Genomic DNA, 26,661 nt, shown 5'->3' with positions numbered 1-26,661 from the left:
CGCCCCGCGGAGCGGCCCTGCTCACGACCGGATCACCCGGTGGCCGGGGCCGCGTCACGTGGCGACTCGCTCATGGGATCGGCGGCCGGGCACGGAGACGCGGAAGCGCCGGACCCCGTGACCGGGGGCCGGCGCTTCCGGGAAGCGATCAGAGCGGGATGTTGCCGTGCGCGCCGCGGGCCGGGGTGGCCTGGGCGAGCACCCGGGCGATCGCGCCGCGGGTCTTGGCCGGCTCGATGACCTCGTCGACCACGCCGAGGTCGATGGCGCGCTGAAGGCCGCCCGCGGCCTTCTCGTGCTCCTCGGCCAGCCGGGCCTCCAGCGCGGCCCGCTCCTCCTCCGGCACGGCGGCGATCTCGCGCCGCTTGATGATCCGCACCGCCGCGACCGCGCCCATGACCGCGACCTCCATGGTCGGCCAGGCGAACACGCGGGTCGCGCCGAGCGAGCGGGAGTTCATAGCGATGTACGCCCCGCCGTACGCCTTGCGGGTGATCAGCGTGACGCGGGGCACGGACGCCTCGGCGAAGGCGTGCAGCAGCTTCGCGCCGCGCCGGACGACGCCGTCGTGCTCCTGGCCGACGCCGGGGAGGTAGCCCGGCACGTCCACCAGCACGACCAGAGGCACCCCGAAGGCATCACACATCCGGACGAACCGGGCGGCCTTCTCCGCCGAAGCGGAGTCGAGGCAGCCGCCGAGCCGCATGGGGTTGTTGGCGATGACGCCGACGGTGCGGCCGCCGAGGCGGCCCAGGGTGGTCACGATGTTCGGCGCCCACTTGGGCTGAAGCTCCACGCCGGGGTCGTCGAGCAGGCCCTTGACCAGGGGATGCACGTCGTACGCGCGGCGGGGGTTCTCGGGGAGCACGTCGCCGAGGTCGACCTCGTCCACCTCGCGCATCCGGCCCTGGTGGCCGAGGAGACCGGCGAGCTGGCGGGCCTTCAGCAGGGCCTCGGGCTCGTCCTTCGTCACGACGTGGACGACGCCGCTGCGCTTGCTGTGCGGCTCCGGGCCGCCCAGGGCGGCCATGTCGATCTGCTCGCCGGTGACGCTGCGCACGACGTCGGGGCCGGTGACGAAGATGCGGCCGCTGTCGGCCAGGATCACGATGTCGGTCAGGGCCGGGCCGTACGCGGCGCCGCCGGCCGCGGGGCCGACGACGACGGAGATCTGGGGGACGACTCCGGAGGCCTTGGTCATGGCGGCGAACACCCGGCCCACAGCGTGCAGCGACTCCACGCCCTCGGCGAGGCGGGCGCCGCCGCAGTGCCAGACGCCGATGACCGGCACCCGCTCGCGGACGGCCACGTCGTAGGCGTGGACGATGTGCTCGCAGCCCTCCGCGCCCATCGCGCCGCCCTGGATGCGGGCGTCGCTGCAGAACGCGACGACCGGTACGCCGTCCACGCGGCCGGTCACGGCCAGCACGCCGCTCCTGTCCTCGGGAGTGATCGGCCGCATCGAGCCCTCGTCCAGCAGGTGCCCGAGTCGCACCAGGGGGTCGCGAGAGTCGACGGCCGCCGCTTCGGCGGTCTCGGCCGCTGTCCCCCTGCCGGCCGCCGTCCCGCTGTCGAGCACAGTCATTCGAGACTCCCTTGTCAAACGGTCGTGAAGGCCACGGCGACGTTGTGTCCGCCGAACCCGAAGGAGTTGTTCACGGCCGCGATCTGCCCCCCGGGCAGGTCGCGCGGCTTGTCGCACACGATCTCGACGTCGACGCCGTCGTCCAGGTCCTCCAGGTTGATCGTGGGGGGGACGACCCGCTCGGCCAGCGTCTTGATCGTGAACACCGACTCGATGCCGCCGGCGCCGCCGAGCAGGTGCCCGGTCATCGACTTGGTCGAGGTGACGAGGACGTGCGAGCCGAACGACTTCTCGACCGCCTGGGCCTCGATCACGTCGCCCGCTGGGGTGGAGGTGGCGTGGGCGTTGACGTGCAGGATGTCGCGTCCGGTCAGCCCCGCGTCGGTCATGGCCTGGGTCATCGCCATGACGACCCCCCGGCCCTCGGGCTCCGGCTGGGTGATGTGGTGGGAGTCGGCGGACATGCCGAGGCCCGCCACCTCGGCGTAGATCCGGGCGCCGCGGGCCACCGCGTGCTCGTACGACTCCAGCACGATCAGGCCCGCGCCCTCGCCGAGGACGAAGCCGTCACGGCCGCGGTCCCAGGGGCGGGAGGCCCGCTCGGGCTCGTCGTTCCGGGTCGACATGGCCCGGGCCGCCGCGAAGGCCGCCACGTTCAGCGGGTGGATCGCCGCCTCCGTGCCGCCCGCCATGACGACGTCCGCCCGGCCGGCGCGGATCATCTCCAGCGCGTACCCGATGGCCTCGGCGCCGGAGGCGCAGGCGGAGACGGTGGCGTGCACGCCGGCCCTGGCGCCCAGTTCGAGGCCCACCCAGGCCGCCGGGCCGTTGGGCATCAGCATGGGCACGGTGAACGGCGACAGCCGCTGCCAGCCCCGCTCCTTGAAGGTGTCGTAGGCCGACAGCGTCGTGCCGATGCCGCCGATGCCGCTGGAGACGCAGACCCCGAGCCGCTCGGCGGGAACCTCGGGGGCGCCCGCGTCCTGCCATGCCTGGCGGGCGGCGATCAGCGCGAACTGCTCGCTGCGGTCGAGCCTGCGGGCCTCCGGCCGCGGCAGGACCTCGGCCGGATCGACGGCCGCCACGCCGGCGAACTTCACCGGCACGGAGTCGACCCAGTCCTCGGTGAGCGGGCGGATGCCCGACCGCCCCTCGAGGAGCGCCGACCAGGTCGATGCGACGTCTCCACCGAGGGGCGTCGTCGCGCCGAGCCCGGTGACCACGACACGTACCCGGTCCTTACTCACTTCGTCTGCACTCCTCTTGCTTTTCGGGGCGTGAAGGGACCAGACGTGCCCGGCCGCTCCCGGTGCGGGAGCGGGGCACGTCCGGCGGTTCAGCTCTGGATGAAGTTGATGACGTCCTTGACGGTCTTCAGGTGCTTGAGCTGGTCGTCGGGGATCTCGACGCCGAACTCGTCCTGGGCCGCGACGGCGATCTCGACCATGGAGAGCGAGTCGATGTCGAGGTCGTCCACGAAGCTCTTCTCCGGCGTGACCTCCGCGGCCGGGATGCCGGTGATCTCGTTCACGATCTTGCCGAGGCCCGCGAGGATCTCCTGCTCGGTCAGTGCCATGTCGCGACTTCTCCTTGTTGTGTTTTCCTGGTTCGTCTGGGTCGCCCCAGATCCGTACGGCGGGCCGTACGGGGGTCTCTCAAGGGATCTCGATCACCTGAGAGGCGTAGGTGAGGCCGGCGCCGAAGCCCAGCAGCAGGGCCAGCCCGCCCGACGCGACCTCGCCGCGCTCGATCATGCGGGAGAGCGCGAGCGGGATGGACGCGGCCGAGGTGTTGCCGGCGAGCACGATGTCCTTGGCGACGACGGCCTTGTCGGCGCCGATCTTACGGGCGATGGCCTCGACGATCCGCAGGTTCGCCTGGTGGGGGACGAAGGCGGCCAGGTCGGCGGGGTCCACACCGGCACGTTCGCAGGCGAGCCTGGCCACCGGGTGAAGGCTGGTCGTGGCCCAGCGGAACACCGCCTGGCCCTCCTGGTGGAGGAAGGAGCTCCGGTCCTTGATCATGATCGCGTCGGCCTTGTCGCCGGCGCTGCCCCAGGCCACCGGGCCGATGCCCGGCCGGTCGGAGGGGCCCACGACGGCGGCGCCCGCGCCGTCCGCGAAGATCACGGCGGTCGACCGGTCGTCGCCGTCGACCCACTGGCTGAGCTTCTCGCTGCCCACCACCAGCACGTTGGTCGCCGAGCCCGTCCGCACGGCGTCCGACGCGGCGGCCAGGGCGTAGCAGAACCCGGCGCAGGCGGCGTTCAGGTCGTAGGCGCCGGGAGCGGTGATGCCCAGCCGGTGGGCGACGCGTCCGGCGGTGTTGGGGATGGGCGCCTCGGGCGTGCAGGTCGCCACGATCACCAGGTCGATGTCGTCGCTCGACAGGCCGCTGGCGGCCAGCGCCTTGCCGCCCGCCTGGACCGCGAGGTCGATCTCCGACTCCTCCGGCCCGGCGATGCGGCGTTCCCTGATCCCGACGCGGCTCTGGATCCACTCGTCGCTGGTGTCGATCCGCGCGGCGAGGTCGTCGTTGGTGACGACCCGCGCGGGCTGGTATCCGCCGAACGCGAGGATCCGCGCGGCGGGTGCGCCCTGGCCGAGCCTCATCCGAGCACCTCCTTGGCCGTGTCGAGGTCGGCGGGGGTCTTGAGCGCGACCGTCCTGACGCCGGGCATGGCGCGCTTGGCCAGGCCCGTCAGCGTGCCGCCGGGCAGCAGTTCGATCATGGTGGTGACCCCCCGCTCGGCCATCGTCGCCATGCAGGCGTCCCACCGGACCGGGTTGGCGACCTGGGTCACCAGCCGCCGCAGGAACTCGCCCCCGGCGTCGACCGCCGCGCCGTCCGCGTTGGACAGCAGCGTGATCGACGGCTCGGCGGGGGTGACGGTCGCGGCCTCGGCGCGCAGGTGGTCCACGGCGGGGGCCATGTGGACGGTGTGGAAGGCTCCGGCGACCGCCAGGGAGCGCACCCGCGCCCTGGCCGGCGGGTCGGCCGCGAACGCCTCCAGGCGCTCCAGCGTGCCGCCCGCGACGATCTGGCCCGCGCCGTTGATGTTCGCGGGGGTGAGGCCGTGCCTGTCGAGCGCGGCCAGGACCTCGTCCTCGGCCCCGCCGAGCACCGCGCTCATGCCGGTCGCGGTGACGGAGGCGGCCTTGGCCATCGCCAGCCCGCGCTCCCGCACCAGGGAGAGGGCCTGCTCGGCGGTCAGCACCCCGGCGATCACGGCGGCGGCGAACTCGCCCACGCTGTGCCCGGCGACCAGGTCCGGCCGTACGCCCAGCGTCTCGAAGGACGCCAGGGCCGCCGCCACCAGCAGGGGCTGGGCGACCGCGGTGTCGCGGATCTCGTCGGCCCCGGCGGTCGTCCCGTACGACGCGAGATCGAGGCCCACGATGTCGGACCACGCGGAGATCCGGTCCCGGAACGCGGGGATCTCAAGCCACGGACTGAGGAATCCTGGGGTTTGGGCGCCTTGGCCCGGAGCGACGATGACGAGCACGTACTCAACCCTGCCCTGTAGAGGTTCACCACACTGATGGAGATCCGAACGAACTTTGTGGAGGTCGCGTTGTGGGGTACCTACAGTTTCGGTGTCGAGAAGATTAAGACACGCGGCTCAGGTTACGGACAGGCGACCGAGTATGAGACCAACTTGGAGGGTGAATGCGGACCTGCCCTCCGTCGGCTGGTATCCGGTCAGCTCCGTGATCTTCCGTAGACGGTACCGCACCGTGTTGGGATGGACGAACAGCAGGCGCGCGGTCGCCTCCAGCGAGGTGCCCTGCTCCAGGTAGGTCGCGAGGGTGTCGAGCAGCGGGGTCCCGGCCAGCGGCTTGTAGACGTTCTCCACGAGCTGGGCGCGGGCGTCCTCGTCGCCGTCCAGGGCGCGCTCGGCCAGCAGGTCCTCGGCCAGCACGGGCCGGGGCGCGTCGGGCCAGCCGGCCGCGGCGCGCAGTCCGGCGATGGCGGCGCGGGCCGACCGGGCCGCCGCGTGCAGGTCGGGCACCTCAGGCCCGATCACGACCGGCCCGGCCCCGAAGCGCGACACGACGCCGCGCGCCGCGTCCTTGACGCCGTCCGCCCCGCCCACGATCACGATGAGCCGGTCGCCCTGCACGCCGGCCAGCAGTTCGTGGCCGATGCGGCGGCCCTTGTCGCGCAGCCCGTCGATGACGCTCTGCGGGTCCTCGTCCGGGGCGAACCCCGCGAAGACGACGACCGGAGCGGAGGTCCAGCCGAGCGCGGCGGCCCACGAGTGCAGGCCGTCGTCGACCTGGCCGCGCACCAGCGCGTCCACGATCAGCGCCTCCAGCCGCGCGTCCCACGAGCCGCGCGCCTCCGCCTCCCTGGCGTACACCTGGGCGGCGGCGAAGGCGACGTCGCGCGTGTAGCGCAGCATCGCGTGCCGCAGCAGCTCCGCGCCGCCGGGCGCGGCCAGCTCCTCCACCTGCGCCTCGACGACCTCGACGACGATGCGGACGAGGTCGACCGTCTGCTGGAGCGAGACGCTGCGCTTCAGCTCGCGCGGCGCGGTGCCGAAGAACTCGATGCTCGGCGTCGGCCTGCCCTCGCCCGCGTGGCCGAACCACTCCACGAACGCCGCGATGCCGGCCTGCGCCACCAGCCCGACCCACGACCTGTCCTCCGCCGACAGCGCCCGGTACCAGGCGAGCCGCTCCTCCATCCGGGCCATCGCGGCGGTCCCCAGGCTGCCCATGGCGCGGTCGAGCCGCCGCGCCGTGTCCTCCCGGATCCTGTCGCTCATCGGCACCTCGTCCCCGGCCCCCCGGGTGACTCCGTCGCTCTGCCCGTCCGTACGCACCTGTCCGCCGTTTCGCGCGCCCCGTTCGCTCACGTCCCCTAGCGTGCCAGGTCGCCGCGCGGAACGCGCTCCCGGTCCCGTACGGCGCGTTGCCGCGGCCGCCGGGGACCTCAGATGACGGCGACCGCCGTGATGAGGCCGATGAAGAAGTGCGTCACCCCGAGGAGCACGGCGGCGGGCCGCAACGCGTCGTCGCGGACCAGCTCACGCACCGAGATCCCCGCGACCTTGTCGAAGGCGACCATGCCGAGCGTCTGCACGGCGATGCCGACGAGCCCGAACACGAGCGTCGCGAGCAGGCCCTCGCGCAGTTCGCCGCCGGACGACCAGATGGACGCCGCCACGATGAGCGCCACGCCGGCCACGCTGGAGGTGGCGAGCACGGTCGCGTTGGGGTTGCGGTCGGTGCGGATCACCGTGCTGAGCCTGCCGGGGATCGCCAGGTCCACGACGTAGAACCCGGCGACGAGCAGCAGCACGCCCAGGACGGCGTACGAGACGATCGCCAGGGCGCCGTGGCCGAGCACGCCGGCGAGCGAGGTGGTGGTGGTGTTCACGGGGGGCCTTCGCTTTCAGCCGTGGATGCGGTGGGGGACGAAAGAGGACGTGTCGTCGGTGACGAGGCCGGAGGTCTCCCGGATGCCGAGCCCGGCCGCCTCGTCGTCGATCACCCAGGCTCCGAGCACCGGACGCCAGCCGTCGAAGACCGGCAGCGGCCGGAACTCCTGGTAGACGAAGCCCTCGGCGCCGTAGTCGCCGTGGGTCTCCAGCTCGACGCCGGGCGCGGAGATGCGCATGGAGGCGCCTTCGCGGCCGAGCAGCGGCTTTCGCGCGTAGCCCGGCCCGGAGGCCAGCTCACGGGGCCCGTCGAGATAGGCGGGCAGCAGGTTGGGGTGGCCGGGGTACAGCTCCCAGAGGATCGCCAGCAGGGCCTTGTTGGACAGCAGCATCTTCCACAGCGGCTCGATCCAGGTCATGGAGACCTGCTGCGCCAGGGCCTGCGGGGCGAACGGTTCGGCGACGAGCCACTCCCAGGGATACAGCTTGCACAGTGTGCGGATGACCCGGTGCTCCATGTCGACGAACCGGTGGTTGAGCGCGTCCCAGCCGACGTCCTCCATCGCGACCGCGGCGGTGGTCAGGCCGGCCTGCTCCGCGGTCTCCTGGAGATAGCCGACGGTCATCGCCTCCTCGCCCGTCTCGTCGGCGCTGGTCCACCCGAAGTGGACCGGGCCGGTCTGGAGCGTGAGGGACTTCCAGCGGTCCACGAGGCGCTCGTGGACCGAGTTCCACTGGTCGTCGCCGGGATGGACGTCCTTCAGCCAGAACCACTGCACCACGGAGGTCTCGACCAGGCTCGTCGGGGTGTCGGCGTTGTACTCCAGCAGCTTGGCCGGGCCGGTGCCGTCATAGCAGAGGTCGAAGCGGCCGAACAGGTGCGGGTCGCGCCGCCGCCACGACTCGGCGACGGCCGTACGGCAGTGCGGGGGGATGCCGAGGTCGGCGTACCGGTCGTGGGTCACGACGTGGTCGGCCGCGGCCAGGCACATCCGGTGCAGCTCCTCGACCTGGTCCTCCAGGCGGAGCACCTCGTCCAGCGTGAAGACGTAGTGGACGCCTTCGTCCCAGTAGGGCCTGCTGAGGCCCTCGGGATGGGCGGACCGGTGGAACGCCAGGCCCTGCGACTCGATGATCGCCGCCCAGTCCTCCCTGGGCGCCGAGGTCCGCCTGCGCACCCCTCAGCCACCGCCGCCGCTGTGGAACCCGAACCCGCCCCGCTGGACCACCCGTCCCGTACGGCTGGTGATCTTCGCGTCGGCGGGCCGCACCGTCGTGCCGTTGTGGACCCGGGCGCCCGTGCGGCTGCCGCCGTAGTACCAGCGGTACGCGCCGTGCGAGCCGCCGTAGTGCCGATGGTCGTCGTCGCAGTAGTCGTCGTCGACGACCATGTAGGAGCCGTCCGGGTTGCGCGTCGAGGTGTCGACGCAGTCCGCCCCGACCTCCTCGTAGTCGTCCTGGGCCGCGCAGAAGCCGACGAGCAGCACCGACAGCACGCCCAGCGTGCCGAGCTTGACCGCCGTGGACGACTTGCCGCCGCCCTCGGGCGGCGGCGGAGGCTTGCGCCCCGCCTGGCGTGCCTGCCACTGCGCGCCCATCGCCAGGGGATGCGGCGGCGGCAGGGAACCGCCGGGGGGTGGTGTTCCGCGTGGGGGGCTGTCCCGGGGCTCTGGCAATCCGGCTCCTGCTGTCGAGATCGGCACACACTATCGTCTCGTTGGACGAACGGGACAGTCTGGTCCGAGGTTCCGGATCGGGGCACGCGCCGCCGGGTAGCGTGCCCGGTGTGGACCCAGTCGAGGCGCTCAAGCGCATCGCCTTCCTGCTGGAGCGGGCCGGCGAGCCGACCTACCGCGTGCGCGCCTTCCGCGGCGCCGCCGCCGCGATCGAGGACCTGCCCCGGGAGGAGCTGGTGCGGCTCGCGCGCACCGGCGGCCTCACGGACCTGAAGGGCGTCGGCAAGGTCACGTCCCTCGCCGTCGCCGAGGCGCTGGACGGCGCCGTGCCGACGTACCTGCGGCGGCTGGAGGACACCGCCGGCACCGACCTGGACGAGGCCGCGCGGGCCCTGCGGTCGGCGCTGCGCGGCGACCTCCACAGCCACTCGGACTGGTCCGACGGAGGATCGCCCATCGAGGAGATGGCCGCCGCCGCCCGGGAGCTCGGCCACGAGTACCTGGCGCTGACCGACCACTCGCCCCGGCTGACGGTGGCGCACGGGCTGTCCGCCGACCGGCTCAGACGGCAGCTCGACGTGGTCGCCGAACTCAACGAGCGGTACGCGGGGGACGGCGGCCCGCCGTTCCGCGTCCTCACCGGCATCGAGGTGGACGTCAACACCGACGGCTCGCTCGACCAGGAGCCCGAGCTGCTCGGACGGCTCGACGTCGTGGTGGCCGGCGTCCACTCGCTGCTGCGGATGGACGCCGGGGCCATGACGCGGCGGATGGTCACGGCGGTGGCCGACCCGAATGTGGACGTCCTCGGGCACTGCACGGGCAGGGTGGTGAAGGGCCGCGGACGGCCCGAGTCGAGCTTCGACGCCGAGATCGTCTTCGAGGCGTGCCGGAGGTTCGGGGTGGCCGTGGAGATCAACTCGCGGCCCGACCGGCTCGACCCGCCCAAGCGCCTGCTGCGCCTCGCGTACGAGATCGGCTGCGACTTCGCGATCGACTCCGACGCGCACGCCCCGGGCCAGCTCGACTGGCAGCGGTTCGGCTGCGAGCGGGCGGCCCTGTGCGGCATCCCGGCGGAACGCATCCGCAACACCCGGCCGTGGGGCACTTGGGGTGATAGGGCTGTGGCCTCTGGGTGAGGGCTGTTGTACCGGTCTGTCCGGACTGATCGACGTAGCGTCGAATCATGAAACGCCGCGACGCGCTGGTGAAGGAGCTGGAGGCCGGCGGCTGCCTGCCGGCCCGCGAACTCGCCACGCGCCTCGGGGTCAGTAAGAGCACGGTCGTGCGCGACGTGGCCAGACTCCGGGAGGCCGGCGTCCCCATCCGGCTCGACCAGGGCGGGTACGCGCTCGCGGGGCCGGACACGGTGAAACGGGCGATCGACCGGGCGCTGCGCGGGCGGCACGTGCTGCGCCTGGAGTACGCCGACGGCAAGGGCGTGCCGACCGTCAGGGACGTCGAGCCCAGCGTCTGTCTCGGCGGCAGGGGCGGGCACTGGTATCTGGTGGCCTGGTGCCGGCTGCGTGAGGACGTGCGGGTCTTCCGGCTCGACCGCATCTCCTGGGCGGAGGTCGCCGAGGAGCGCTTCCCCGAGCCGGGCCGCGACCTCCTGGCCGAACTCGCCGAAGCCGCCGGCGGGTGACCGGGGCACCGGCCGGGACCTGATCGTCAGGGCGGGGAGCAGGCCCGATGCGGTTCGAAGCAGAGCCGGGGACGGCCGGAGTCGAACGGGTCAGCGAGAAATGTCGGTGGGGTGGCCTACCTTCGGGGGCGTGAACCGTACCGACCGGCTCTACGCGATCGTCGAGGACCTGCGGGCGATCTCCCCGCGCTGCCGGTCCGCGCGTGAGCTCGCCCAGCGTTTCGAGGTGAGCTCGCGGACCATCGAGCGGGACATCTCCGCGCTGCAGCAGGCCGGTGTGCCCATCTACGCCGAGGTCGGGCGCAGGGGAGGATACGCGCTGGACAGGAGCATGTCCCTGCCCCCGCTCAACTTCACCCCCGCCGAGGCCGTCGCGGTGGCGATCGCCCTCAGCCGCACCGAACAGCAGCCCTTCGCCGACGAGGCGCGCAGCGCGCTGCGCAAGCTCGTCGCCGCCATGCCCGGTCCGGAGGGGGAGCGCGCCCGTCAGCTGGCGGCCCGCGTCCAGATCCTGACCGACGAGAAGCCGGAGTCGCGGTACACCGGGTCCATCGGGCGGGTCATCGAAGCGGCCCTGCTCAAGGGCCTCGTCCTGCGCATCCGGTACGCCGACGCCCAGGGCGTGCTCACCACCAGGGACGTCGAGCCCGGAGCGTTCGTCGGCGGGCGGAGCGGGTGGTGGTATCTGGTGGCGTGGTGCCGCCTGCGCGACGCCGTCCGCGTCTTCCGGCTCGACCGGATCGCGGACGCCGCCCTCACCGAGGAGCCGGTGCCCGGACGGCCTCTGGAGGCCTTCGACGCCGACATACCGCACATGATCGCGCGAACTCCGGCACTGGACTGAGAGAATTCGAAAAAATGTTCGTGGGGAAGCGGAAACACCGACAGGGGGGTGTCGCGAGGCGCTGGGAGTCTCTACTCATGCGAGCGGCGCACCGGTCCCGGCCCGATCCGGCCCGATCCGGCCCCATCCGATCCGATCCGGTCCGTCCGCCCGCATCGCTCGACCCGCCGCCCGGCGTGCCCGCATGGAAACACGTGTGATCGCACGGAAGCACGTGTGACCGCTCGGAAGCACGTGCGCAGCAGCACCGGGAGGCGGCGCTGAGCGGCTCGACAGCACTCCACAGGACTTCGCAGGACTTCACAGGAAGAGAACGGACGATGACGACTCCCGCCGAGCCCGCAGTCAACACGGTCGCCTGGTTCGAGATCGCGAGCGACGACCCCGAGGGCGTCCAGCGGTTCTACGGCGACCTGTTCGGCTGGCGCTTCCGGACCGACGAGAACTCCGCCGCGATGGGCATGGACTACCGGCTCATCAGCTACGCGGGTGACGACGAGGTGCGGGGCGGGGTGTTCGCCACCCGTGGCGACATCCCCGGCCACGCCGTCTTCACCGTGCTGGTGCGGGACGTCGTGGAGACCTGCCGGCAGGTGGAGGCCCTCGGCGGAAAGGTGCTCAGCGAGGTCGTGGGCAACGACGGCGGACCCGACTTCGCCTACCTCCACGACACGTCGGGCAACCTCTTCGGCGTCTTCGCCCCCGCCGCCTCCTGACCACCCTCATGCCCACGCTCCCGGAGACGGGCGGCTCGGCGCCCGTGCGTTGCCGCGGGATTCGCACCTCCCGGCAGGCGATGCCTGGCCGGTGGCCGACAGTGGCGGGTGAGTGAGTGCCGAATCAGTGAGCTTCGCGACGGCCGGTGAGACCGGCCGGAGCGTACCGAGGCCGTCCGGACGCCCGCCGGGACTTCGTCCCGTGCTTCCCCTGCGGCGCCTTTCCCCCCCGGGTCCTTCCCCTCCGGGCCGTCAAGGGCGCACGGACGGCCCTTCCCCGCCCCGGCCGCGCCTTCCGGGCGGGCCGGGCGGGCTCGCCGGCCGTCCGCACGGGGTGCCCGTGCGGACGGCCGTCGGAGGCTTCACCTCGCGCGCCCGGCGGAGCTGAGGGCGTGGGGAAGACGCCCTCCTGCCCGGCGCGTCACGCGTCCGGCTGACGGTGCTGCAACTGGCGGCGCAGCTCGGCGATCTCCCGCTCCAGGTCGGCGACCTGGGGAGCGTCGCCGCCCGCGGGGGCCTGCGCCGGGCCGGCCTGAGACGGCTGCGGGCGGGCCGGCTGCTGCGCGTACGGCGAGGGAGCGGGGCGCACGTACTGCGTCGCGCCGTCGGGCCGCCGGGGCTCCGCACCCTCGCCCGGCCGCTGGGGGTCGTACCCGCCGGGACGCGGGGGCTCGTAGCCGCCGCCGGGGCGCTGGGCGTCGCCGCCGGCCGGCGGCAGGCTCTGCGGCTGCCAGCCCTGGGGCAGCACCTGGCCGTTCACCGGCTGCTGTCCGTAGCCGCCGCCCACCTGCGCCGGGTAGGAGGCGCCGTTCGGGCCGGGGAAGGGGCCCCCGCCGTACGAGGGCGTGGGCGCCTGGCCCTGCGGGGAGGCGGACGCCTTCCCGCGCCTGCGCAGCACGAGCAGCAGCAGGAGGCCGCCGCCGACCACGACCAGGGCGCCGGCGCCGATCGCGAGCCACACCCACATCGGCTGTGGGGTCTCGTCCTTGCCCGACGAGATCGCCTGCTGGGAGTCGGTGATGTACTTCGCGACGTACGGGTGCGATGGGAACAACGCCTGGACCTCGCGGAACTTCGGCAGCGCGTCCTTGTAGTGCCGCAGGAAGAAGTCGTCGAGCGCCTCGTTGTACTTCGTCGTGGTCATCGACGCGGAGGGCCTGATGTTCTTCTCGTTGAGCTTCTCCTTGATGACCGAGACCGGGAGCACGAAGCTCTCGTTCTCCGACGCCTCGCCGTTCTCGCTGACGGTTCCGGCGATCAGCATGCCGACGACCTTGCCCGCACGGCTGAAGACCGGGCCGCCGGAGTTGCCGTGGTAGGAGGGCGCCTGCGTCTGGATGTACGGCACGCCCTCCTGCGTGGTGCGCTTGGCGTTGTACGGCCCCTCGGTCAGCGCGGGGTCGAGCTTCGACTCGACGCTGAACCACGGGGTGTTGGTCACCAGGCCGGGGAAGCCGCTGATGTAGAGCGTGTTGCCGGTCTGCACGTCCGCGTCGTCGCCGAGCGGGACCGTCGGCAGGTTCTGCTGGCCGTTGACCTTGAGCAGGGCGAAGTCCTTGCCCGGGTAGCTCTCGCCCACCGACACCAGCTCGGCCGGGACCTCCTTGGCCGTCTTGTCGACGCCGCCGCCGGGGAGGCTCTGCAGCACCGACAGGCTCTTCTGCAGGCCGCGGATCTGCAGGTGGTTGGTGTTGAAGGTGACGTAGACCTGCTGGGCGAGCTCGAGAAGCTCCTTGTCGGCCTCGATGCCCTGCAGGCCGTTGATGATCTCCTTGGCGTCCTGCTTGTTGAACTTCTGCAGCGCCTGCTGGGCGAAGGTCTGCGTCAGCTCGTCGTCGCTCATCTCGACGCAGTGCGCGCCGGTGACCATGTAGCCGTCGGGGGTCACCCACCAGCCGGTGCACATGCCGCCGACCTGCGCCTTGGCGGTGCGCTCCGGCGTGACGGGCTGGAGGTACCGGTCGACGTCGGCCGCCATGCGCTGGAACAGGAACTTGGCGATGCTGCGTTCGTCGGACGGGATCTTGCCGGAGATCACCGCCTGGGTGGCCTCGTCGACCAGCTGCTGGAACGGTCCCTGCTTGACCTGGCTGGTCGGGACGACGACCTCGCCCGAGTAGGTGAGGCTGGTGAGCTGGACGGCCGGGTGCGTGCGCGCGGCCAGTTTGGTGCCCACGGGCACCTCGTCTGCGGTGTCCGCCGAAGCGGGAGCGGCGGTGACGACCACGGCGACGGCCGCCAGCGCGGCCATCCCTCCGGTCAGTCTGCCGAGATATTTTCTGAACGTTCCATCCACGGCAGCAATCGTGGAGGTTTGGTCTTGTTTCTTGCTTGGAGGTGGCTTGGGACTGCTTGGAACCCCTCCCGGAAGCCAACCGCAAGCCTGCCACACAGCGGCCGGTCGTCGTGCACGCGCCGGTGACACGCCGACGGCCCCCGCCGGGGGCGGAGGCCGTCGATCGTCGTTGTCGCGTCAGCCGTCGCGTCAGACGCCCATGGACTGGGTGTCGTTGGTCTCCGGCGTCTGCTGGGCCGTCACCTCGGTCACCCCGTTCTTGAGGTGATACCGGGCGATGGCCTCCTGCAGCGTCTCGGCCTTCACCTCGCCCCGCCGGGCGAGCTGGGTCAGCACCGCCAGCGTGATCGAGGCCGCGTCCACGTGGAAGTGGCGGCGCAGCGCCGAACGCGTGTCGGACAGGCCGAACCCGTCGGTCCCGAGCGAGGACCAGTCGCCGGGCACCCACTGGGAGATCTGGTCGGGGACGGCGCGCATGTAGTCGCTGACCCCAACGAACGGCCCCGGCACGCCGGACAGCTTGGTGGTGACGTACGGCACCCGCTGCTCGGCGTCGGGGTTGAGCAGGTTGTGCTCCTCGACGGCGAGGGCGTCCCTGCGCAGCTCGCTCCAGGAGGTGGCCGACCAGATGGCGGCCGACACCCCCCAGTCCTCCGCCAGCATCCGCTGGGCCTCCAGCGCCCACGGGGCGGCGACGCCGGACACGAGGATGTTCGCCTTCGGCCCCTCGCCGGCGGCGGGAGCGAAGAGGTACAGGCCCTTGAGGATGCCCTCGACGTCGACGTTCTCCGGCTCGGCCGGCTGCGGGTAGGGCTCGTTGTAGACGGTCAGGTAGTAGAAGACGTCCTCGGGCCGCTCCCCGTACATCCTCCGCAGGCCGTCCTTGACGATGTGCGCGATCTCGAACGCCCACGCCGGGTCGTACGACACGGCGGCGGGGTTCGTCGAGGCGATCAGCGGGGTGTGGCCGTCCTCGTGCTGCAGGCCCTCGCCGTTCAGCGTGGTGCGGCCGGCCGTGGCGCCGAGCAGGAAGCCCCGGCCCATCTGGTCGCCGAGCTGCCACATCTGGTCGGCGGTCCGCTGGAACCCGAACATCGAGTAGAAGATGTAGACCGGGATCATGTGCTCGCCGTGCGTGGCGTAGGAGCTGCCGGCCGCGATGACCGAGCCCATCGAGCCGGCCTCGCTGATCCCCTCGTGCAGGATCTGGCCCTCGGTCGACTCCTTGTACGACAGCAGCAGCTCGCGGTCGACCGCCTCGTACGTCTGCCCGTGCGGCGAGTAGATCTTGGCGGTCGGGAACATCGCGTCCACGCCGAAGGTGCGGGCCTCGTCCGGGATGACCGGCACGAACCGCGCGCCGATCTCCTTGTCGCGGATGAGGTCCTTGAGCAGGCGGACGAACGCCATCGTGGTGGCGACGTTCTGCTTGCCCGAGCCCTTGCGCAGGCCCGCGTACACCGGGTCGCCGGGGAGCTTGAGCGGCTTGGCGCGGACCACCCGCTTGGGCAGGTAGCCGCCGAGCGCCGCCCGGCGCTCCTTCATGTACGCGATCTCCTCGTTGTTCTCCCCGGGGTGGAAGTACGGCGGGATGTCGGCGTCGAGGTCCTTGTCGGGGATGGGCAGGTAGAGCCGGTCGCGGAACTCCTTGAGCTCGGCCTTGCTCATCTTCTTCATCTGGTGCGTCGCGTTGCGCGCCTCGAAGTCCTTGCCGAGCGTCCAGCCCTTGATCGTCTGGGCCAGGATGACGGTCGGCTGGCCGACGTGCTCACGGGCCGCCTTGAACGCGGCGTACACCTTGCGGTAGTCGTGCCCGCCGCGCGACAGCTTGCGGATGTCGTCGTCCGACATGTGCTCGACCATCTTGCGCAGGCGCGGGTCGCCGCCGAAGAAGTTGTCGCGGATGTAGCCGCCCGACTCGACCGAGTAGGTCTGGAACTGGCCGTCGGGGGTGGTGTTCATCTGGTTGACCAGCACGCCGTCGACGTCGGCCGCCAGCAGCGGGTCCCAGTCGCGGCCCCAGACGACCTTGATGACGTTCCAGCCGGCACCGCGGAAGTACGACTCCAGCTCCTGGATGATCTTGCCGTTGCCGCGTACCGGGCCGTCGAGCCGCTGCAGGTTGCAGTTGATGACGAAGGTGAGGTTGTCGAGCTCCTCACGGGCGGCCACGCCGATCGCGCCGAGCGACTCGGGCTCGTCCATCTCGCCGTCGCCGAGGAAGCACCAGACGTGGCTGCGGCTGGTGTCCTTGATCTTGCGGCTGAGCAGGTAGCGGTTGAACCGCGCCTGGTAGATCGCGCCGATCGGGCCGAGGCCCATCGAGACCGTGGGGAACTCCCAGAAGTCCGGCATGAGCCGGGGGTGCGGGTAGGAGGGCAGGCCCTTGATCCCGTGCGACAGCTCCTGGCGGAACGCGTCGAGCTGGGCCGCGTCGAGGCGGCCCTCCAGGAACGCGCGGGCGTAGATGCCCGGGGCCGCGTGGCCCTGGATGAAGATCTGGTCGCCCGACTCCCCGTGGTCCTTGCCGCGGAAGAAGTGGTTGAAGCCCACCTCGTACAGGGACGCGGCGGAGGCGTAGGTGGCGATGTGGCCGCCGACGTTGGTCCGCGCGTTCGCCCGGGTCACCATGACCGCCGCGTTCCAGCGGATGTAGGCCCGGATGCGGCGCTCGACGTACTCGTCTCCCGGGAACCAGGGCTCGCGCTCGGGGGGAATGGTGTTGATGTAGTCCGTGCTGCGCAGGCCGGGTACGCCGACCTGGTGTTCCCGGGCGCGCTCGAGCAGCCGGAGCATCAGGTAGCGGGCGCGGGTGCGGCCCTCGGTCTTGATGACGTTGTCGAGCGATTCGAGCCATTCGTTGGTCTCGCTCGGATCGACATCAGGCAACTGGCTGGGTAGGCCGTCACTGATGATCGAAAAACGCTGGCGTCCGGAAGCCACTGGGTCTCGCCTTCCGAGAATGGACTTGGTCTCGTCGGATCTGTTACGTCGGTGTTGCCTGCAGCGATGCGCTCAGCGCTTGGTCGCGGCGTTGCGGTCGTCTTCCATCCTGTCTCGTCCCACCGGAAAGCGCATCTCTACTTCCCGGTAACCGAGTCGTCCCCGCTGGCAGCGGGTGCGGCTTGGCCTAGACCACCGATGGTAGGACGATTTTCGCAGACTGCACATTCCTTGTTGCCCCGGGGTTTCCCCCTGAGCGTACGGGCGGCGTTCCCCCTGGTCACCCCAGGCGCCGTCCGCTGCCCCCTACCCCCTCCCGCGCCGCTTCACCCGGGCCGGCCGGTACGGGCCCGGCGAGGGGTGGATGGGCACCGTCCCAGGCGTTCGCCCCGGTCATGGGGAAGGCCCAGGCCGGTCTGTGGGTTTACGTAACGTTTTGGTATGAGTTGTCCCACTCTCTGTGGAGGGCAGGGTTTCTCCCCTTTCCAGGCGGCGATAGCCGTACCAGGCTCTGGAGAGAGGGAGGAGCGAGATGCAGGCAGCGGTAGGGGACCGGCTCGTGGTGCACAGCGCCGTCGTCGGCGAGCACGAGAAGCACGGCGAGATCATCGAGGTCCGCGGTCCCGAGGGCGGCCCGCCGTTCCTGGTGCGGTTCGAGGACGGGCACGAGGCGCTCGTCTTCCCCGGGCCGGACGCCGTCGTCGTCGCAGCTCAGCGTGGATCGTAATATCACGGTGTGAAATCGACGGTGATCGAGGTGCGGACGGGCGCGCGGGAGCGCGTACACGACATCACACAGGAGTGCGCCGGCTTCGTCCGCGACTGCGGGGGAGACGGGCTGCTGCACGTCTTCGTCCCGCACGCGACCGCGGGCGTGGCGCTGCTGGAGCTCGGCTCCGGCAGCGACGAGGATCTGCTGGCCGCGCTCGGCGACCTGCTCCCAGCGGACGACCGGTGGCGGCATGCCCACGGCTCCCGGGGGCATGGAAGGTCGCATGTCTTGCCCGCACTCATTCCGCCGTACGCCACGGTTCCCGTCCTGGGGGGCCGTCTCGCGCTGGGGACCTGGCAGTCGATCGCGCTGGTCGACCTCAACGTCGACAACCCCGACAGGCGGGTCCGTTTGTCGTTTTTGACCGATTAAGAGATAACGGTGCGGGTCACCCGTCGTGGCGACCGTTGACGACGACCGGTCGCAGCGTGTGGACTGTGCCGAAGCATGGCTCTCAATGAGCCGCGACAACCGCAGACATGGGCGGGGTCACCCCAAGCAGGAGGGATGAACGTGAGCGCGACCGCGGGTCAGGCGCAAGGCGAGCGCGGCCTGGCCGAAAGACTCGGCCTCAAAGCCGGTCAGGTGGTGCAGGAGGTCGGCTGGGACGAGGACTGCGACGAGGCGCTGCGCCAGTCCATCGAGGACCTGACCGGCAACGAGCTGGTGGACGAGGACTACGAGGACGTCGTCGACGTCGTGCTGCTGTGGTGGCGCGACGGGGACGGAGACCTCTTCGACGCCCTGAGCGACGCGATGACGGCTCTCGCCGACGGCGGCCAGATCTGGCTGCTCACCCCGAAGGCGGGGCGCGACGGCCACGTGGAGCCCAGCGACATCGGTGAGGACGCGGCGACCGCCGGGCTTTCCCAGACGAGCAGCGTGAGCGCCGCGAGGGACTGGTCGGGCACGAGGCTCGTCGCCCCGAAGGCCCGCCGCTGAGCGTCGCCCTGCCGTACGGTTCGGGGATGCCGTACGGCAGGCTGATGGGCGGACACCTGGGAGGGACTGCTCATGACGGTTGAGGTCGGGCAGCGGGCTCCGGACTTCGCGCTGAAGGACCAGCACGGCGTCCCCGTACGGCTCTCCGACCTGCGGGGCAGGCGAGTGGTGCTCGTCTTCTACCCCCTGTCGTTCAGCCCCGTCTGCCACGGCGAGCTCGCGGCGATCCGCGACGGATTCGCCGGCTCCCTGCCCGCGGACGTCCAGGTGCTGGCGGTCTCGGTCGACTCGATGTTCAGCCAGCGCGCCTGGGCCGACCAGGAAAATTTCACGTTTCCTCTGTTGTCGGATTTCTGGCCCCATGGTGAGGTCGCACGGGCGTACGGTGTCCTCGATGAGGACAGGGGGCTCGCCCTCAGGGGCACGTTCGTCATCGACGCCGAGGGCGTCGTGCGCTGGAAGGTCGTCAACCCGATCGGCTCCGCACGCGACCTCGACGAGTATCGCAAGGCGCTCGCGGCAGTCTGATCGTTTCATCGCCTGACTCCGGGCATTGACATATACGGTTCCGTCCCCCCAACTCGCCCCATTGGAGGCCACGATGCCCTGCTACAGGTGCGGGGCCCGGCAGATCGACCCCGTCCGCGGCGCCAGCCCCTGGAAGCGCGCCGTACGCCGCGAGGCGCAGGTCCTCGTCTGCCCGGACTGCCAGCGTGTGCACGACCTCGACCTCGACACGTGCGCCTCGTGCGGCTCGATCGCGTTGATCTGCCGCCTGGGAGAGATCGAGTGCCGCTCCTGCGGAGAGATACGGCTCGCCCGCGCGGGTGAGCCCCTCGTCGCCGCCGGCTCCTCCGGCCCGCCGGGAGCCACCGGGTCTCCGGGCCCGTCCGGCCTGGCGGCGGAGGTGGAGGCCGCGCTCAGCCGCGTGCTCGGGCGCCCGTGACGCATCCGCCCGTGACGTACGTGGTCGCGCTCGACGTGGGCGGCACCTCGATGAAGGGCGGGCTCGTCACCCGGACCGGCGAGGTCACCGTTCTCGCCGGTCGTCCCACGGGCCGGGAGAACGGCCCGGAGGCGGTGGTCGAGGCGGTGCGCGCCTACGTCGGCGAGATCGCCGGACTCGGGCGGTCGCGGTACGCGGGTCCTCCCGCCGGGGTCGGTCTCGCCGTCCCCGGCATCGTCACCTCCGCCACCGCGGTCTACTCGGCCAACATCGGCTGGCGGGACGTGCCGGCCGAGGCGTTCGCGCCCTCCGGCGTACCCGTGCGGCTCGGCCACGACGTCCGTACGGGAGGGCTGGCCGAGAGCGTGTTCGGCGCGGGGCGCGGCGTCGCCGACTTCCTGTTCCTGCCCATCGGCACCGGCATCGCCGGAGCGGTGGTGCTGCGCGGCGAGCCGTACGGCGGGGCGCGCGGCTGGGGCGGCGAGATCGGGCACGCGCCCGTCTGGCCCGCGGGGGAGAAGTGCGCCTGCGGGCAGATCGGCTGCCTGGAGACCTACGCCTCCGCCTCGGCCCTGGCCCGCCGCTTCACGGCCCGTTCCGGCCGTACGGCGACCGCCAAGGAGGTGGTGGAACTCGCGGTCGCGGGGGACGCGGCGGCCGCCGAGGTGTTCGGCGAGGCGATCGAGGCCTTGGCCATCGCCCTCGCGTCGTACGTGCTGCTGCTCGATCCCGCGTTGATCGTCCTCGGCGGCGGCCTCTCGGAGGCCGGCGCGGCGCTGCTCGACCCGCTGCGGGAACGGCTGGCGGGACGACTGACCTTCCAGGAGCCTCCGCCCCTGCGTCCGGCCGCCCTCGGCACCCGGGCGGGCATGCTCGGCGCGGCCCTGCTTGGCTGGCAGGCGGCGGGGAAGCACGACGTGGGCGCGGACTGGCCTATCGATGTGCTCAGAGGCGGGTCCGTGTCGTAAGGTGTAGACCGGTCCGGGCGGTTAGCTCAGCGGTAGAGCACTCGCCTTACAAGCGAGGGGTCACTGGTTCGAACCCAGTACCGCCCACCTGGTGAAACGGCGTTTTGCCGATCTTGTTTTCGCGGACCGAGTGACTATCTGAGTGACTATGCCTCGAAGAGGCTGTCCATCTTCTCCGCGCCCTGCATGAGGACCGGGCGGATCTGCTTGCGGTAGACGGTCTCGGTGACCACGGTGTTCCGGTGGCCGACGAGGCGGGAGATGTCCTCGATCGGGACGCCGGAGTCCGACAGCAGCGAGACGAAGCTGTGCCGCATCTCGCGCGGCGACCAGTCCTTGCCGGTGAGGTTGGCGTTGTCGAGGATCTTCCGGAAGTCACGTCGCACGTTGTGCGCGGTGAGTGCCGTCCCGTTCTTGGTGCAGAAGACGAGATCGGACTCAGTGGAGGCCTGCTTGTCGGCCAGGGCGTGAAGGGCGTCGACGCACAGACGGGGCAGCTTGAGCGATCGACGGGATTTGACGGTCTTGGTGTCGCCCTTCTGCCGCACCGAGCGCCAGACGTGGATTGCGAACTCCTCGTGCTCCCAGCCGGCCTCGACGACGGGGTGCCACGCCTGTCGTTCCTCGTCGTACGCGACGACGTGCGACCAGGTGAGCGCGCGAAGCTCCTCAGTCCGTGCGCCGATCAGCAGCGAGAGCACGATGTACGCCCGCATGCGCGGCGTGGCTTTGGCCGTCTCATCGAGGATGGCCTGAGCCTGTGCCAGCGTGAGCGCCTTGGAGGGACGACCGGCACGCCCTTCCGGGATCTCGCAGAGGTCGACGACGTTCCGTTTCACCTTGTCGCGGCGCATCGCGCTCTTGACCGCGCGGTTCAGGACGCCGTGGATCAGCTTGAGCGAGCGCGTGCTGAGCTCTCCTTTCTTGCTGGCCAGCCAGGAGTCCACGTCCTCCACGGACAGGTCACGCAGCTTGCGCGCGCCGAGCGCCGGGAGGACGTGGGTCTCCGCGAACGTGGTGTACATCCGAACCGTGCTGGGGGACCGGCCGCCCAGGCCGTGAGCAAGCCAGTAGGTCACGGCGTCGCTCACGGTGTAGTTGGTCGGGGCGATGGCCAGGCCGTCCTCGTGGTCGCGGATTATCTCTTTGAGCTTGGCCTTGGCTTCGGTCTTGGTCTTGCCGCTGGCCTTCTTCACGATGCGTTTCCCCGCAGGGGAGTAGCCCAGGGTCACCGAGGCGATCCAGCGTTGCCGCTGTTCGTCCCAGTGCAGGCCGCCGTCTCCTTTGCTGCGTCGGGCGGTCATGATGCCTTCCTTGCCTCCTTCTCCAGTAGCCGGATGTAGTCGTCGATGGCCGAGGCCGGGATGAGCCGGGTACGGCCCTGGCGGACGGAGCGGAGTCGCCCCGAGCGGATGAGTTCGTAGACGACGCTGCGACTGAGGCTGAGCAGGCGCATCGCGTCGGGGATGCGGTAGAGCCGCCGATCGGCGGATGGGGGTGGGGTCATCCGCCCTCGCGCTCTGCCCTAATGGCGCGGGCGGTCTGGACGCGCTGGCGGATGTGCTCGGCCATGATCGCCTCACCGGGCGTGTGGCCGATCCCGGCCAGGCGCCAGTGGCCGAGGACGAGCGTGGTCGCGTCGCCGAAGGCGGGCAGCCCGTGGCGTTCGCGTGCTTCGGCGGCCCGGTGTTGGGCGCGAGCGCCGCGCAGGTCGCCGAGCTTGAGGGAGTAGGCACGGCTCTTGCTGGAGAAGTGGCCCCGGAAGCCGAGCATGTGCGCCCATGGCCGCAGGCGCAGCGCGGCGAACTCCGGGCGTCCGCCGAGGTCCCAGCAGGTGCGGATCATGCGCCGGGCGTGATCGGTGACCGGCAGTGCGTCCAGGTGGAGCCCGGGTTTGAGTCCGGTTCCGTGGCAGCGCCCGCAGGTGGCGATCAAGGTGAGTCGTCCGCGACCGCCGCAGGCCGGGCACGACACGCGATGATCGACGGTGCCGGAGGCTTCCGCACCCTTGGTGGCGTACTTGGCGATGTAGCCGGCCACCGCCCGTTCGCTGACTCCTTCCGCTTTCTCGTCAAGGAGGATGGGCCGGATGTCGAGCTGGTCGCCCCAGGTCAGCTCCCACTGTCCGAGGTCGCTCTTGGGTGAGGAGAGGCGGACGCGGGCGACCGCTGGCGGGACCGCCCGCACAAGTAGGTCGTGATCGGCCCATGGAGGAGGGGGTTCCTGGGCTCCTGCCGGGCCGTCGAGGCGGATGACTGAGTGGAAGTGGACGAGGCCGCGCCGCTGATACTCGGCGACCTTGGCGAAGGAGATGCGTACCTCCTTGCCGAAGGCGCGGCGGCTCATTCCCATCAGTGCGGCCAGTTCTTGGCGCACGGCCAGAGTGAAGCGGTGCCACAGCGCGCCCGCGTGTGCCTGCCAGAGAACGGCCCCGATGTAGTCGTAGCAGTCCGGGCATATGGGTTGTCCGAGCCGGTCATCTCGTGGTTCGTGCCGGGCATGGCAGCCGACCGGCCGCCCGTGCTCGCACACCTTGTCACGCTTCCGGGGACGGCAGGCACGCCCGTCCCGGTGGGAGTGGACCGGGCCGAAGGACGGAGCGGTCAGCGTGACGAAGGCCCGCGGATGGGAGCTGACCGTCTCCGGGACGCCCTTACCACCCGACAGGCCAGCGCGGATCAGGTGGAAGGTGTCGGCCCGGTAGACCTCCGAGCAGGCCGGGCACACCGAGGCGCGCCGGTTGCCGCAGGCGATGAGCAGGCGACCGCCCGGCTCGTCGGCTGTGGTGTAGCTGTGCAGGACCTCGCCGGTGCCCGCGTCCACGATGGCCGACTCGCCGGCCAGGTGGATCGGATGGGCACAGCCGCCCGTCGCGGCCACCATCGAGCGCCACCGGTCATAGCCAGGTGCGTTGATGACCCGAACGAGGTCGGTCATCCAATCGTGTTCGTCGTTCGCGCTCATGATCGATACCTCCCTCCCGCCGTAGGACTACTTGTAGTACATGTTGACGTGCGTTGCTGGTGCTCGTCAACCTGTAGTACAAGTTGTGCTGAGACAAGTGGGAGGGGATCGTATGGAGACCGAGGAGAAGGACCCGCGCTGGCGCGTCATCGCCACCGACCTACGCGCCGCCATCCTCGATGGCCGTTATCCGCCTGGCGGTGCGCTGCCAAGCGAGCCCGAGCTGGTCAGGAAGTACGAGGTCTCCCGCCCCACGGTCCGCAAGGCCATCGACACTCTCGTCTCCGAGGGCCTGGCCTACGTCATGCGCGGACGAGGCTCGTTCGTGCGTCCCATGCCCGAGCGGCGCGGCATCATCATCACGGACCGGAACCGGCCGGACCTGGCCGCGCCCGGCAACCATCCCGACGTGCAGGAGTTCGGCTGGGACCTGGCCATGAAGGACGTCGAGCCCGAGGCCCCGCTGTTCACCGACGAGAAGATCAACGCGAACCGAGACATCGCCATCATGCTCGGCGTCCGGCCCGGACATCCGGTGATCCATCGCCGCAGCATGTGGCACCGAGGCCACACTGCTCGCATCCACGGCGCGTCTGCGCGGCTGGAAATTAACTCCTACACCAACGCCGACATGCTCCCGGAGTGGGACGACCCGAAGCACTACCACCAGTTCCGCAAGCGTCCCGGCTTCTTCTACCAGTCGCTCATCCATGAGCATGGCCCGGTCAGGTGGATGACCCTGACGACGGCCCGCATCGCGTACGAGGACGAGCGCGCGTTGCTGGGGCTGGACTACGCCGAGGCTCTGCTGATCATCCGACGCACGATGGCCCATGCCAATGGCCGCCCCATTGAGGTCACCGAGGTCAAGGCCCCTGCCAACCGCTACGAGATCGGCTATCACACGGAGCTTGCCGACGACCCCGATGCCGACCTCACTCCGCAGGAGCTCAGCGACAACGGCATCGACCTCGTGATTTAGAACCTGCCTTCTGGATGGCTCAAAGTTTCTTTACTGGTTCAAGGGCGGCCCGCTCCGCGGCCCGCCGGGCACGCCGGCCGGTCTGCGTGCCCGGCTGCGGCTCTCCGGCCGGTCCAGGCACGCACCGCCCGCGCGCTCCAGAGAACCAGCGGGATTCGCCACTCAAGACCGTGACGATCACCCACTTCGGTACTCTCCCCACATGGTCGGGGTGATCGGCTGCCGCGGCCCTCCTTCGTCGGGCCTTGCCACCGGGCACCTTGGCAAGTCACGTATGTCAGTGCTGATGAACCGAGTTATCGCTCCGCCGCAGTGGGACGCCAGTATTCCTGGGAAGCAGTCCTACGGTTGGATAAGCCTCAAGACTCCGCTGGCAGAGACGATGTTGCAGTGATGATTTGTTCCGCCATGAAGCGCATCAACGACACCTCTGGCAGCAACTCTTTATCATGAGTAAAGGGAATAAACCTCCCTTTCGACCCATCCTTACTATGAACTAGAGCGTTCCTAGTCTTATAGACCCTCTTGCTGAGGGCGGCAAAAATATCCGACTCGTTTGGTTGCGTGAGCAGGACCCTCTCTCCGCCACAGAACCTGACCGGCTCAGTGGCGTAGTAATCCAGTAGACTGGAATCAAAACTGCGGATGTCAGAGACAAGATCTGCAACATTGACGTATTTCGCCAGAGTAAGCCTGAGGGCGACTTGCTCGTTTATTACCGTACTTTCATCCCTTAATTGAACAGCTCTGCTCACTTTGCGAACTAAATCCTGTATATCTCTCTTGCGACGATATGAGAAGGATGGCGCGGTTATGGCCGCCTGTATCTGCTCAACCAGGTCGTCGCTGTAGACATTCTCAAACCAATGTTCCGCAACATGGTAGTAGGATAAATAAGCGAGCATTGGGCTTTCCGCGGATACTCCGAGTTGGTAATGATAGACCAAATCGGGAACGTAGTGGCGCCTTGGCGCGTCCAAGTCATTCGGCCTAGACCGGCGGGTCCCAGAGATCCTTAGCGGACGGATTAGCTCGTCAATGCTACGCTGCGGCATCAGCGAAACGTCTAGATTGTACGCCAAATGGAAAAAGAAAGCATTGGCATAGTTGGCCCATTCGCTTTTCTTGCGTGGAGTGTTGGATTCAATCCGAAGAGTGCGCTCACGTAGTGAAACTCTCATTAAATCAAAAGCCGTTACGGAACCCTCTTCTCTCGCGATCCTATCCCGAGCGATCGAAGATATATGGGTGCGTAGGGGCTTGCCACCACTAGCCTCAATTAGCTTTAACGCAAGGTACACGCTATAAGCGTCACTGGGGCGACCTAGAGTGTACTCTAATCCGGAATGCTCGTCATCGATGACGATGCCGTTTCTGAGAGGGAGAAGGACAGGCCTACGTTCGTCCTGGATTAATACTTCGTATGACGCTTTAGTGAAGACCCCGGATCCATCTATCTCTTCGTACGAGCTGATTTGCGCCGACAGGGAGTTCAGGGTTGTTTCATCAATGGGTTCAAGTTCGATTCCGGGAAAATCAAAAATTCGCACACCGTCGCTATTGGCGTGCGAACCACATCGCAGAACGTATTCGATAGCTACTACTACATCATCGGAAGAGATCTGCAAGTTCTACCCCAATCCGCGAACCTAGATGCCGTATACACCCTCGGGCTGTTTCCCGTAAGCGCAGCCCTAAATCTGTACAAGAATATATCGTGACGCGGTACGAAGTGTTACATCCACGCCTACTCGCCTCAACCTCCGTGCCGCAGGTTCGAATCCTGCCGCGAGGTGCTCTGTGATGTCGCAAGACATCGGAAACCCTCGAACCTACGGGTTCGGGGGTTTCTTTGTGTACTGGGGTTGGTACTGATCTTTAATTCGTGATGTCGACTCCTGTCGTTATCGCCAGGCCGGTCGGTGGGAGGCAGCCGTCGATGAGGTGGGGCCTGTACTGGATCTTCTTCAGGGCGCGCTTGATGACCCGGACGAGC

At 69.8% G+C, this 26,661-nt stretch carries 26 protein-coding genes and 1 tRNA gene; 12 read left to right on the top strand and 15 right to left on the bottom strand.

Translation table 11 applies throughout. The features are described from left to right. Positions 1–148 precede the first annotated feature (148 nt). From HHX33_RS23355 to HHX33_RS23315, 9 genes are all read right to left on the bottom strand, one after another. The gene (locus HHX33_RS23355) at positions 149–1,585 is read right to left on the bottom strand and encodes an acyl-CoA carboxylase subunit beta (protein WP_182876506.1); all 1,437 of its coding nucleotides are present in this window, start codon (positions 1,583–1,585) and stop codon (positions 149–151) included. A 14-nt stretch (positions 1,586–1,599) separates the two neighbouring features. Beyond that, positions 1,600–2,832 (bottom strand): beta-ketoacyl-ACP synthase II, encoded by a 1,233-nt coding sequence (gene fabF / locus HHX33_RS23350; RefSeq protein ID WP_182876505.1) that lies wholly within the window; start codon positions 2,830–2,832, stop codon positions 1,600–1,602. 89 nt (positions 2,833–2,921) lie between these two features. Then, positions 2,922–3,161 carry an acyl carrier protein gene (locus HHX33_RS23345; protein WP_117410425.1) on the bottom strand — a complete coding sequence of 80 codons (240 nt, stop codon included), beginning with the start codon at positions 3,159–3,161 and terminating at the stop codon, positions 2,922–2,924. Positions 3,162–3,240: 79 nt separating this feature from the next. Beyond that, a complete protein-coding gene (locus HHX33_RS23340) occupies positions 3,241–4,197 on the bottom strand; it encodes a beta-ketoacyl-ACP synthase III (RefSeq protein WP_182876504.1) in 957 nt (318 codons plus the stop codon). Then, the gene (locus HHX33_RS23335) at positions 4,194–5,090 is read right to left on the bottom strand and encodes an ACP S-malonyltransferase (RefSeq protein WP_182876503.1); all 897 of its coding nucleotides are present in this window, start codon (positions 5,088–5,090) and stop codon (positions 4,194–4,196) included. Before HHX33_RS23335 ends, HHX33_RS23340 begins: the two co-directional genes overlap by 4 nt. Before the next feature lie 117 nt (positions 5,091–5,207). Then, complete coding sequence (locus HHX33_RS23330) at positions 5,208–6,356, bottom strand: PucR family transcriptional regulator (protein WP_117410432.1); 1,149 nt, start codon at positions 6,354–6,356, stop codon at positions 5,208–5,210. Positions 6,357–6,523: 167 nt separating this feature from the next. Next, a complete protein-coding gene (locus HHX33_RS23325) occupies positions 6,524–6,970 on the bottom strand; it encodes a DUF350 domain-containing protein (protein ID WP_182876502.1) in 447 nt (148 codons plus the stop codon). Positions 6,971–6,985: 15 nt separating this feature from the next. Continuing rightward, the gene (locus HHX33_RS23320; protein ID WP_182876501.1) at positions 6,986–8,149 is read right to left on the bottom strand and encodes a glutathionylspermidine synthase family protein; all 1,164 of its coding nucleotides are present in this window, start codon (positions 8,147–8,149) and stop codon (positions 6,986–6,988) included. 3 nt (positions 8,150–8,152) lie between these two features. Then, positions 8,153–8,647, bottom strand: a complete 495-nt coding sequence (locus tag HHX33_RS23315) for a hypothetical protein (protein WP_259402803.1) — start codon at positions 8,645–8,647, stop codon at positions 8,153–8,155. Positions 8,648–8,757: 110 nt separating this feature from the next. On the opposite strand from HHX33_RS23315, the gene HHX33_RS23310 reads away from it, so the two are divergent. The 4 genes from HHX33_RS23310 to HHX33_RS23295 all read left to right on the top strand — a co-directional run bounded on the left by HHX33_RS23310 (position 8,758) and on the right by HHX33_RS23295 (position 11,852). After that, positions 8,758–9,786, top strand: coding sequence for a PHP domain-containing protein (locus HHX33_RS23310; protein ID WP_310741484.1), 1,029 nt, complete (start codon positions 8,758–8,760; stop codon positions 9,784–9,786). 47 nt (positions 9,787–9,833) lie between these two features. Continuing rightward, positions 9,834–10,292: a helix-turn-helix transcriptional regulator gene (locus HHX33_RS23305; RefSeq protein ID WP_182876500.1), complete on the top strand. Its 459-nt coding sequence runs from the start codon at positions 9,834–9,836 to the stop codon at positions 10,290–10,292. Between the two features lie 130 nt (positions 10,293–10,422). Beyond that, complete coding sequence (locus tag HHX33_RS23300) at positions 10,423–11,136, top strand: helix-turn-helix transcriptional regulator (protein ID WP_182876499.1); 714 nt, start codon at positions 10,423–10,425, stop codon at positions 11,134–11,136. A 320-nt stretch (positions 11,137–11,456) separates the two neighbouring features. Then, positions 11,457–11,852 carry a VOC family protein gene (locus HHX33_RS23295; protein WP_182876498.1) on the top strand — a complete coding sequence of 132 codons (396 nt, stop codon included), beginning with the start codon at positions 11,457–11,459 and terminating at the stop codon, positions 11,850–11,852. A 421-nt stretch (positions 11,853–12,273) separates the two neighbouring features. Here HHX33_RS23295 and HHX33_RS23290 read toward each other — a convergent pair whose 3' ends face one another. Both HHX33_RS23290 and aceE read right to left on the bottom strand, forming a co-directional pair. Beyond that, a complete protein-coding gene (locus HHX33_RS23290; protein ID WP_182876497.1) occupies positions 12,274–14,103 on the bottom strand; it encodes a S1 family peptidase in 1,830 nt (609 codons plus the stop codon). Between the two features lie 234 nt (positions 14,104–14,337). Continuing rightward, entirely contained in the window at positions 14,338–17,091 is a 2,754-nt protein-coding gene (gene aceE, locus HHX33_RS23285; RefSeq protein ID WP_182876496.1) for a pyruvate dehydrogenase (acetyl-transferring), homodimeric type, read from the bottom strand. 532 nt (positions 17,092–17,623) lie between these two features. Between aceE and HHX33_RS23280 the strand changes: the two genes are divergently transcribed. The 7 genes from HHX33_RS23280 to HHX33_RS23250 all read left to right on the top strand — a co-directional run bounded on the left by HHX33_RS23280 (position 17,624) and on the right by HHX33_RS23250 (position 20,806). Continuing rightward, entirely contained in the window at positions 17,624–17,818 is a 195-nt protein-coding gene (locus tag HHX33_RS23280) for a DUF1918 domain-containing protein (RefSeq protein ID WP_111701638.1), read from the top strand. 9 nt (positions 17,819–17,827) lie between these two features. Continuing rightward, complete coding sequence (locus tag HHX33_RS23275) at positions 17,828–18,235, top strand: secondary thiamine-phosphate synthase enzyme YjbQ (RefSeq protein WP_182876495.1); 408 nt, start codon at positions 17,828–17,830, stop codon at positions 18,233–18,235. 141 nt (positions 18,236–18,376) lie between these two features. Further along, positions 18,377–18,805: a DUF3052 domain-containing protein gene (locus HHX33_RS23270; RefSeq protein WP_182876494.1), complete on the top strand. Its 429-nt coding sequence runs from the start codon at positions 18,377–18,379 to the stop codon at positions 18,803–18,805. A 72-nt stretch (positions 18,806–18,877) separates the two neighbouring features. Then, a complete protein-coding gene (locus tag HHX33_RS23265; RefSeq protein WP_182876493.1) occupies positions 18,878–19,333 on the top strand; it encodes a peroxiredoxin in 456 nt (151 codons plus the stop codon). Between the two features lie 73 nt (positions 19,334–19,406). Next, positions 19,407–19,751 (top strand): hypothetical protein, encoded by a 345-nt coding sequence (locus tag HHX33_RS23260; protein WP_182876492.1) that lies wholly within the window; start codon positions 19,407–19,409, stop codon positions 19,749–19,751. Between the two features lie 11 nt (positions 19,752–19,762). Beyond that, positions 19,763–20,719, top strand: a complete 957-nt coding sequence (locus tag HHX33_RS23255; protein ID WP_182876491.1) for an ROK family protein — start codon at positions 19,763–19,765, stop codon at positions 20,717–20,719. A 15-nt stretch (positions 20,720–20,734) separates the two neighbouring features. Continuing rightward, positions 20,735–20,806 (top strand) — tRNA-Val (locus tag HHX33_RS23250). Between the two features lie 59 nt (positions 20,807–20,865). Here HHX33_RS23250 and HHX33_RS23245 read toward each other — a convergent pair. The 3 genes from HHX33_RS23245 to HHX33_RS23235 are packed head-to-tail and all read right to left on the bottom strand — an operon-like array spanning position 20,866 to position 23,656. Continuing rightward, complete coding sequence (locus HHX33_RS23245) at positions 20,866–22,023, bottom strand: tyrosine-type recombinase/integrase (protein WP_182876490.1); 1,158 nt, start codon at positions 22,021–22,023, stop codon at positions 20,866–20,868. Further along, complete coding sequence (locus HHX33_RS23240) at positions 22,020–22,226, bottom strand: helix-turn-helix domain-containing protein (RefSeq protein WP_182876489.1); 207 nt, start codon at positions 22,224–22,226, stop codon at positions 22,020–22,022. The genes HHX33_RS23245 and HHX33_RS23240 overlap by 4 nt, the downstream gene beginning before the upstream one ends. Beyond that, positions 22,223–23,656: a replication initiator gene (locus HHX33_RS23235; RefSeq protein WP_259402801.1), complete on the bottom strand. Its 1,434-nt coding sequence runs from the start codon at positions 23,654–23,656 to the stop codon at positions 22,223–22,225. Before HHX33_RS23235 ends, HHX33_RS23240 begins: the two co-directional genes overlap by 4 nt. A gap of 139 nt (positions 23,657–23,795) precedes the next feature. On the opposite strand from HHX33_RS23235, the gene HHX33_RS23230 reads away from it, so the two are divergent. Continuing rightward, positions 23,796–24,665, top strand: a complete 870-nt coding sequence (locus HHX33_RS23230; RefSeq protein ID WP_182876487.1) for a GntR family transcriptional regulator — start codon at positions 23,796–23,798, stop codon at positions 24,663–24,665. 359 nt (positions 24,666–25,024) lie between these two features. On the opposite strand, the gene HHX33_RS23225 is transcribed toward HHX33_RS23230, so the two are convergent. Continuing rightward, positions 25,025–26,293 carry a hypothetical protein gene (locus HHX33_RS23225; protein WP_182876486.1) on the bottom strand — a complete coding sequence of 423 codons (1,269 nt, stop codon included), beginning with the start codon at positions 26,291–26,293 and terminating at the stop codon, positions 25,025–25,027. Between the last annotated feature and the right edge of the window lie 368 nt (positions 26,294–26,661).

Source organism: Microbispora sp. H10670, assembly GCF_014161385.1.
Classification (GTDB): Bacteria; Actinomycetota; Actinomycetes; order Streptosporangiales; family Streptosporangiaceae; genus Microbispora; species Microbispora triticiradicis.
The sequence above is the reverse complement of the archived record's forward strand: the minus strand, read 5'-3'. Positions and strand labels throughout refer to the sequence as shown.

Coding starts and splice junctions, on each gene's coding strand:
- HHX33_RS23290 (WP_182876497.1), bottom strand. CDS start 14,103: ATGGCCGCGCTGGCGGCCGTCGCCGTGGTCGTCACCGCCGCTCCCGCT.
- HHX33_RS23305 (WP_182876500.1), top strand. CDS start 9,834: ATGAAACGCCGCGACGCGCTGGTGAAGGAGCTGGAGGCCGGCGGCTGC.
- HHX33_RS23245 (WP_182876490.1), bottom strand. CDS start 22,023: ATGACCGCCCGACGCAGCAAAGGAGACGGCGGCCTGCACTGGGACGAA.
- HHX33_RS23280 (WP_111701638.1), top strand. CDS start 17,624: ATGCAGGCAGCGGTAGGGGACCGGCTCGTGGTGCACAGCGCCGTCGTC.
- HHX33_RS23230 (WP_182876487.1), top strand. CDS start 23,796: ATGGAGACCGAGGAGAAGGACCCGCGCTGGCGCGTCATCGCCACCGAC.
- HHX33_RS23330 (WP_117410432.1), bottom strand. CDS start 6,356: ATGAGCGACAGGATCCGGGAGGACACGGCGCGGCGGCTCGACCGCGCC.
- HHX33_RS23345 (WP_117410425.1), bottom strand. CDS start 3,161: ATGGCACTGACCGAGCAGGAGATCCTCGCGGGCCTCGGCAAGATCGTG.
- HHX33_RS23265 (WP_182876493.1), top strand. CDS start 18,878: ATGACGGTTGAGGTCGGGCAGCGGGCTCCGGACTTCGCGCTGAAGGAC.
- HHX33_RS23240 (WP_182876489.1), bottom strand. CDS start 22,226: ATGACCCCACCCCCATCCGCCGATCGGCGGCTCTACCGCATCCCCGAC.
- HHX33_RS23355 (WP_182876506.1), bottom strand. CDS start 1,585: ATGACTGTGCTCGACAGCGGGACGGCGGCCGGCAGGGGGACAGCGGCC.
- HHX33_RS23340 (WP_182876504.1), bottom strand. CDS start 4,197: ATGAGGCTCGGCCAGGGCGCACCCGCCGCGCGGATCCTCGCGTTCGGC.
- HHX33_RS23235 (WP_259402801.1), bottom strand. CDS start 23,656: ATGACCGACCTCGTTCGGGTCATCAACGCACCTGGCTATGACCGGTGG.
- HHX33_RS23295 (WP_182876498.1), top strand. CDS start 11,457: ATGACGACTCCCGCCGAGCCCGCAGTCAACACGGTCGCCTGGTTCGAG.
- HHX33_RS23260 (WP_182876492.1), top strand. CDS start 19,407: ATGCCCTGCTACAGGTGCGGGGCCCGGCAGATCGACCCCGTCCGCGGC.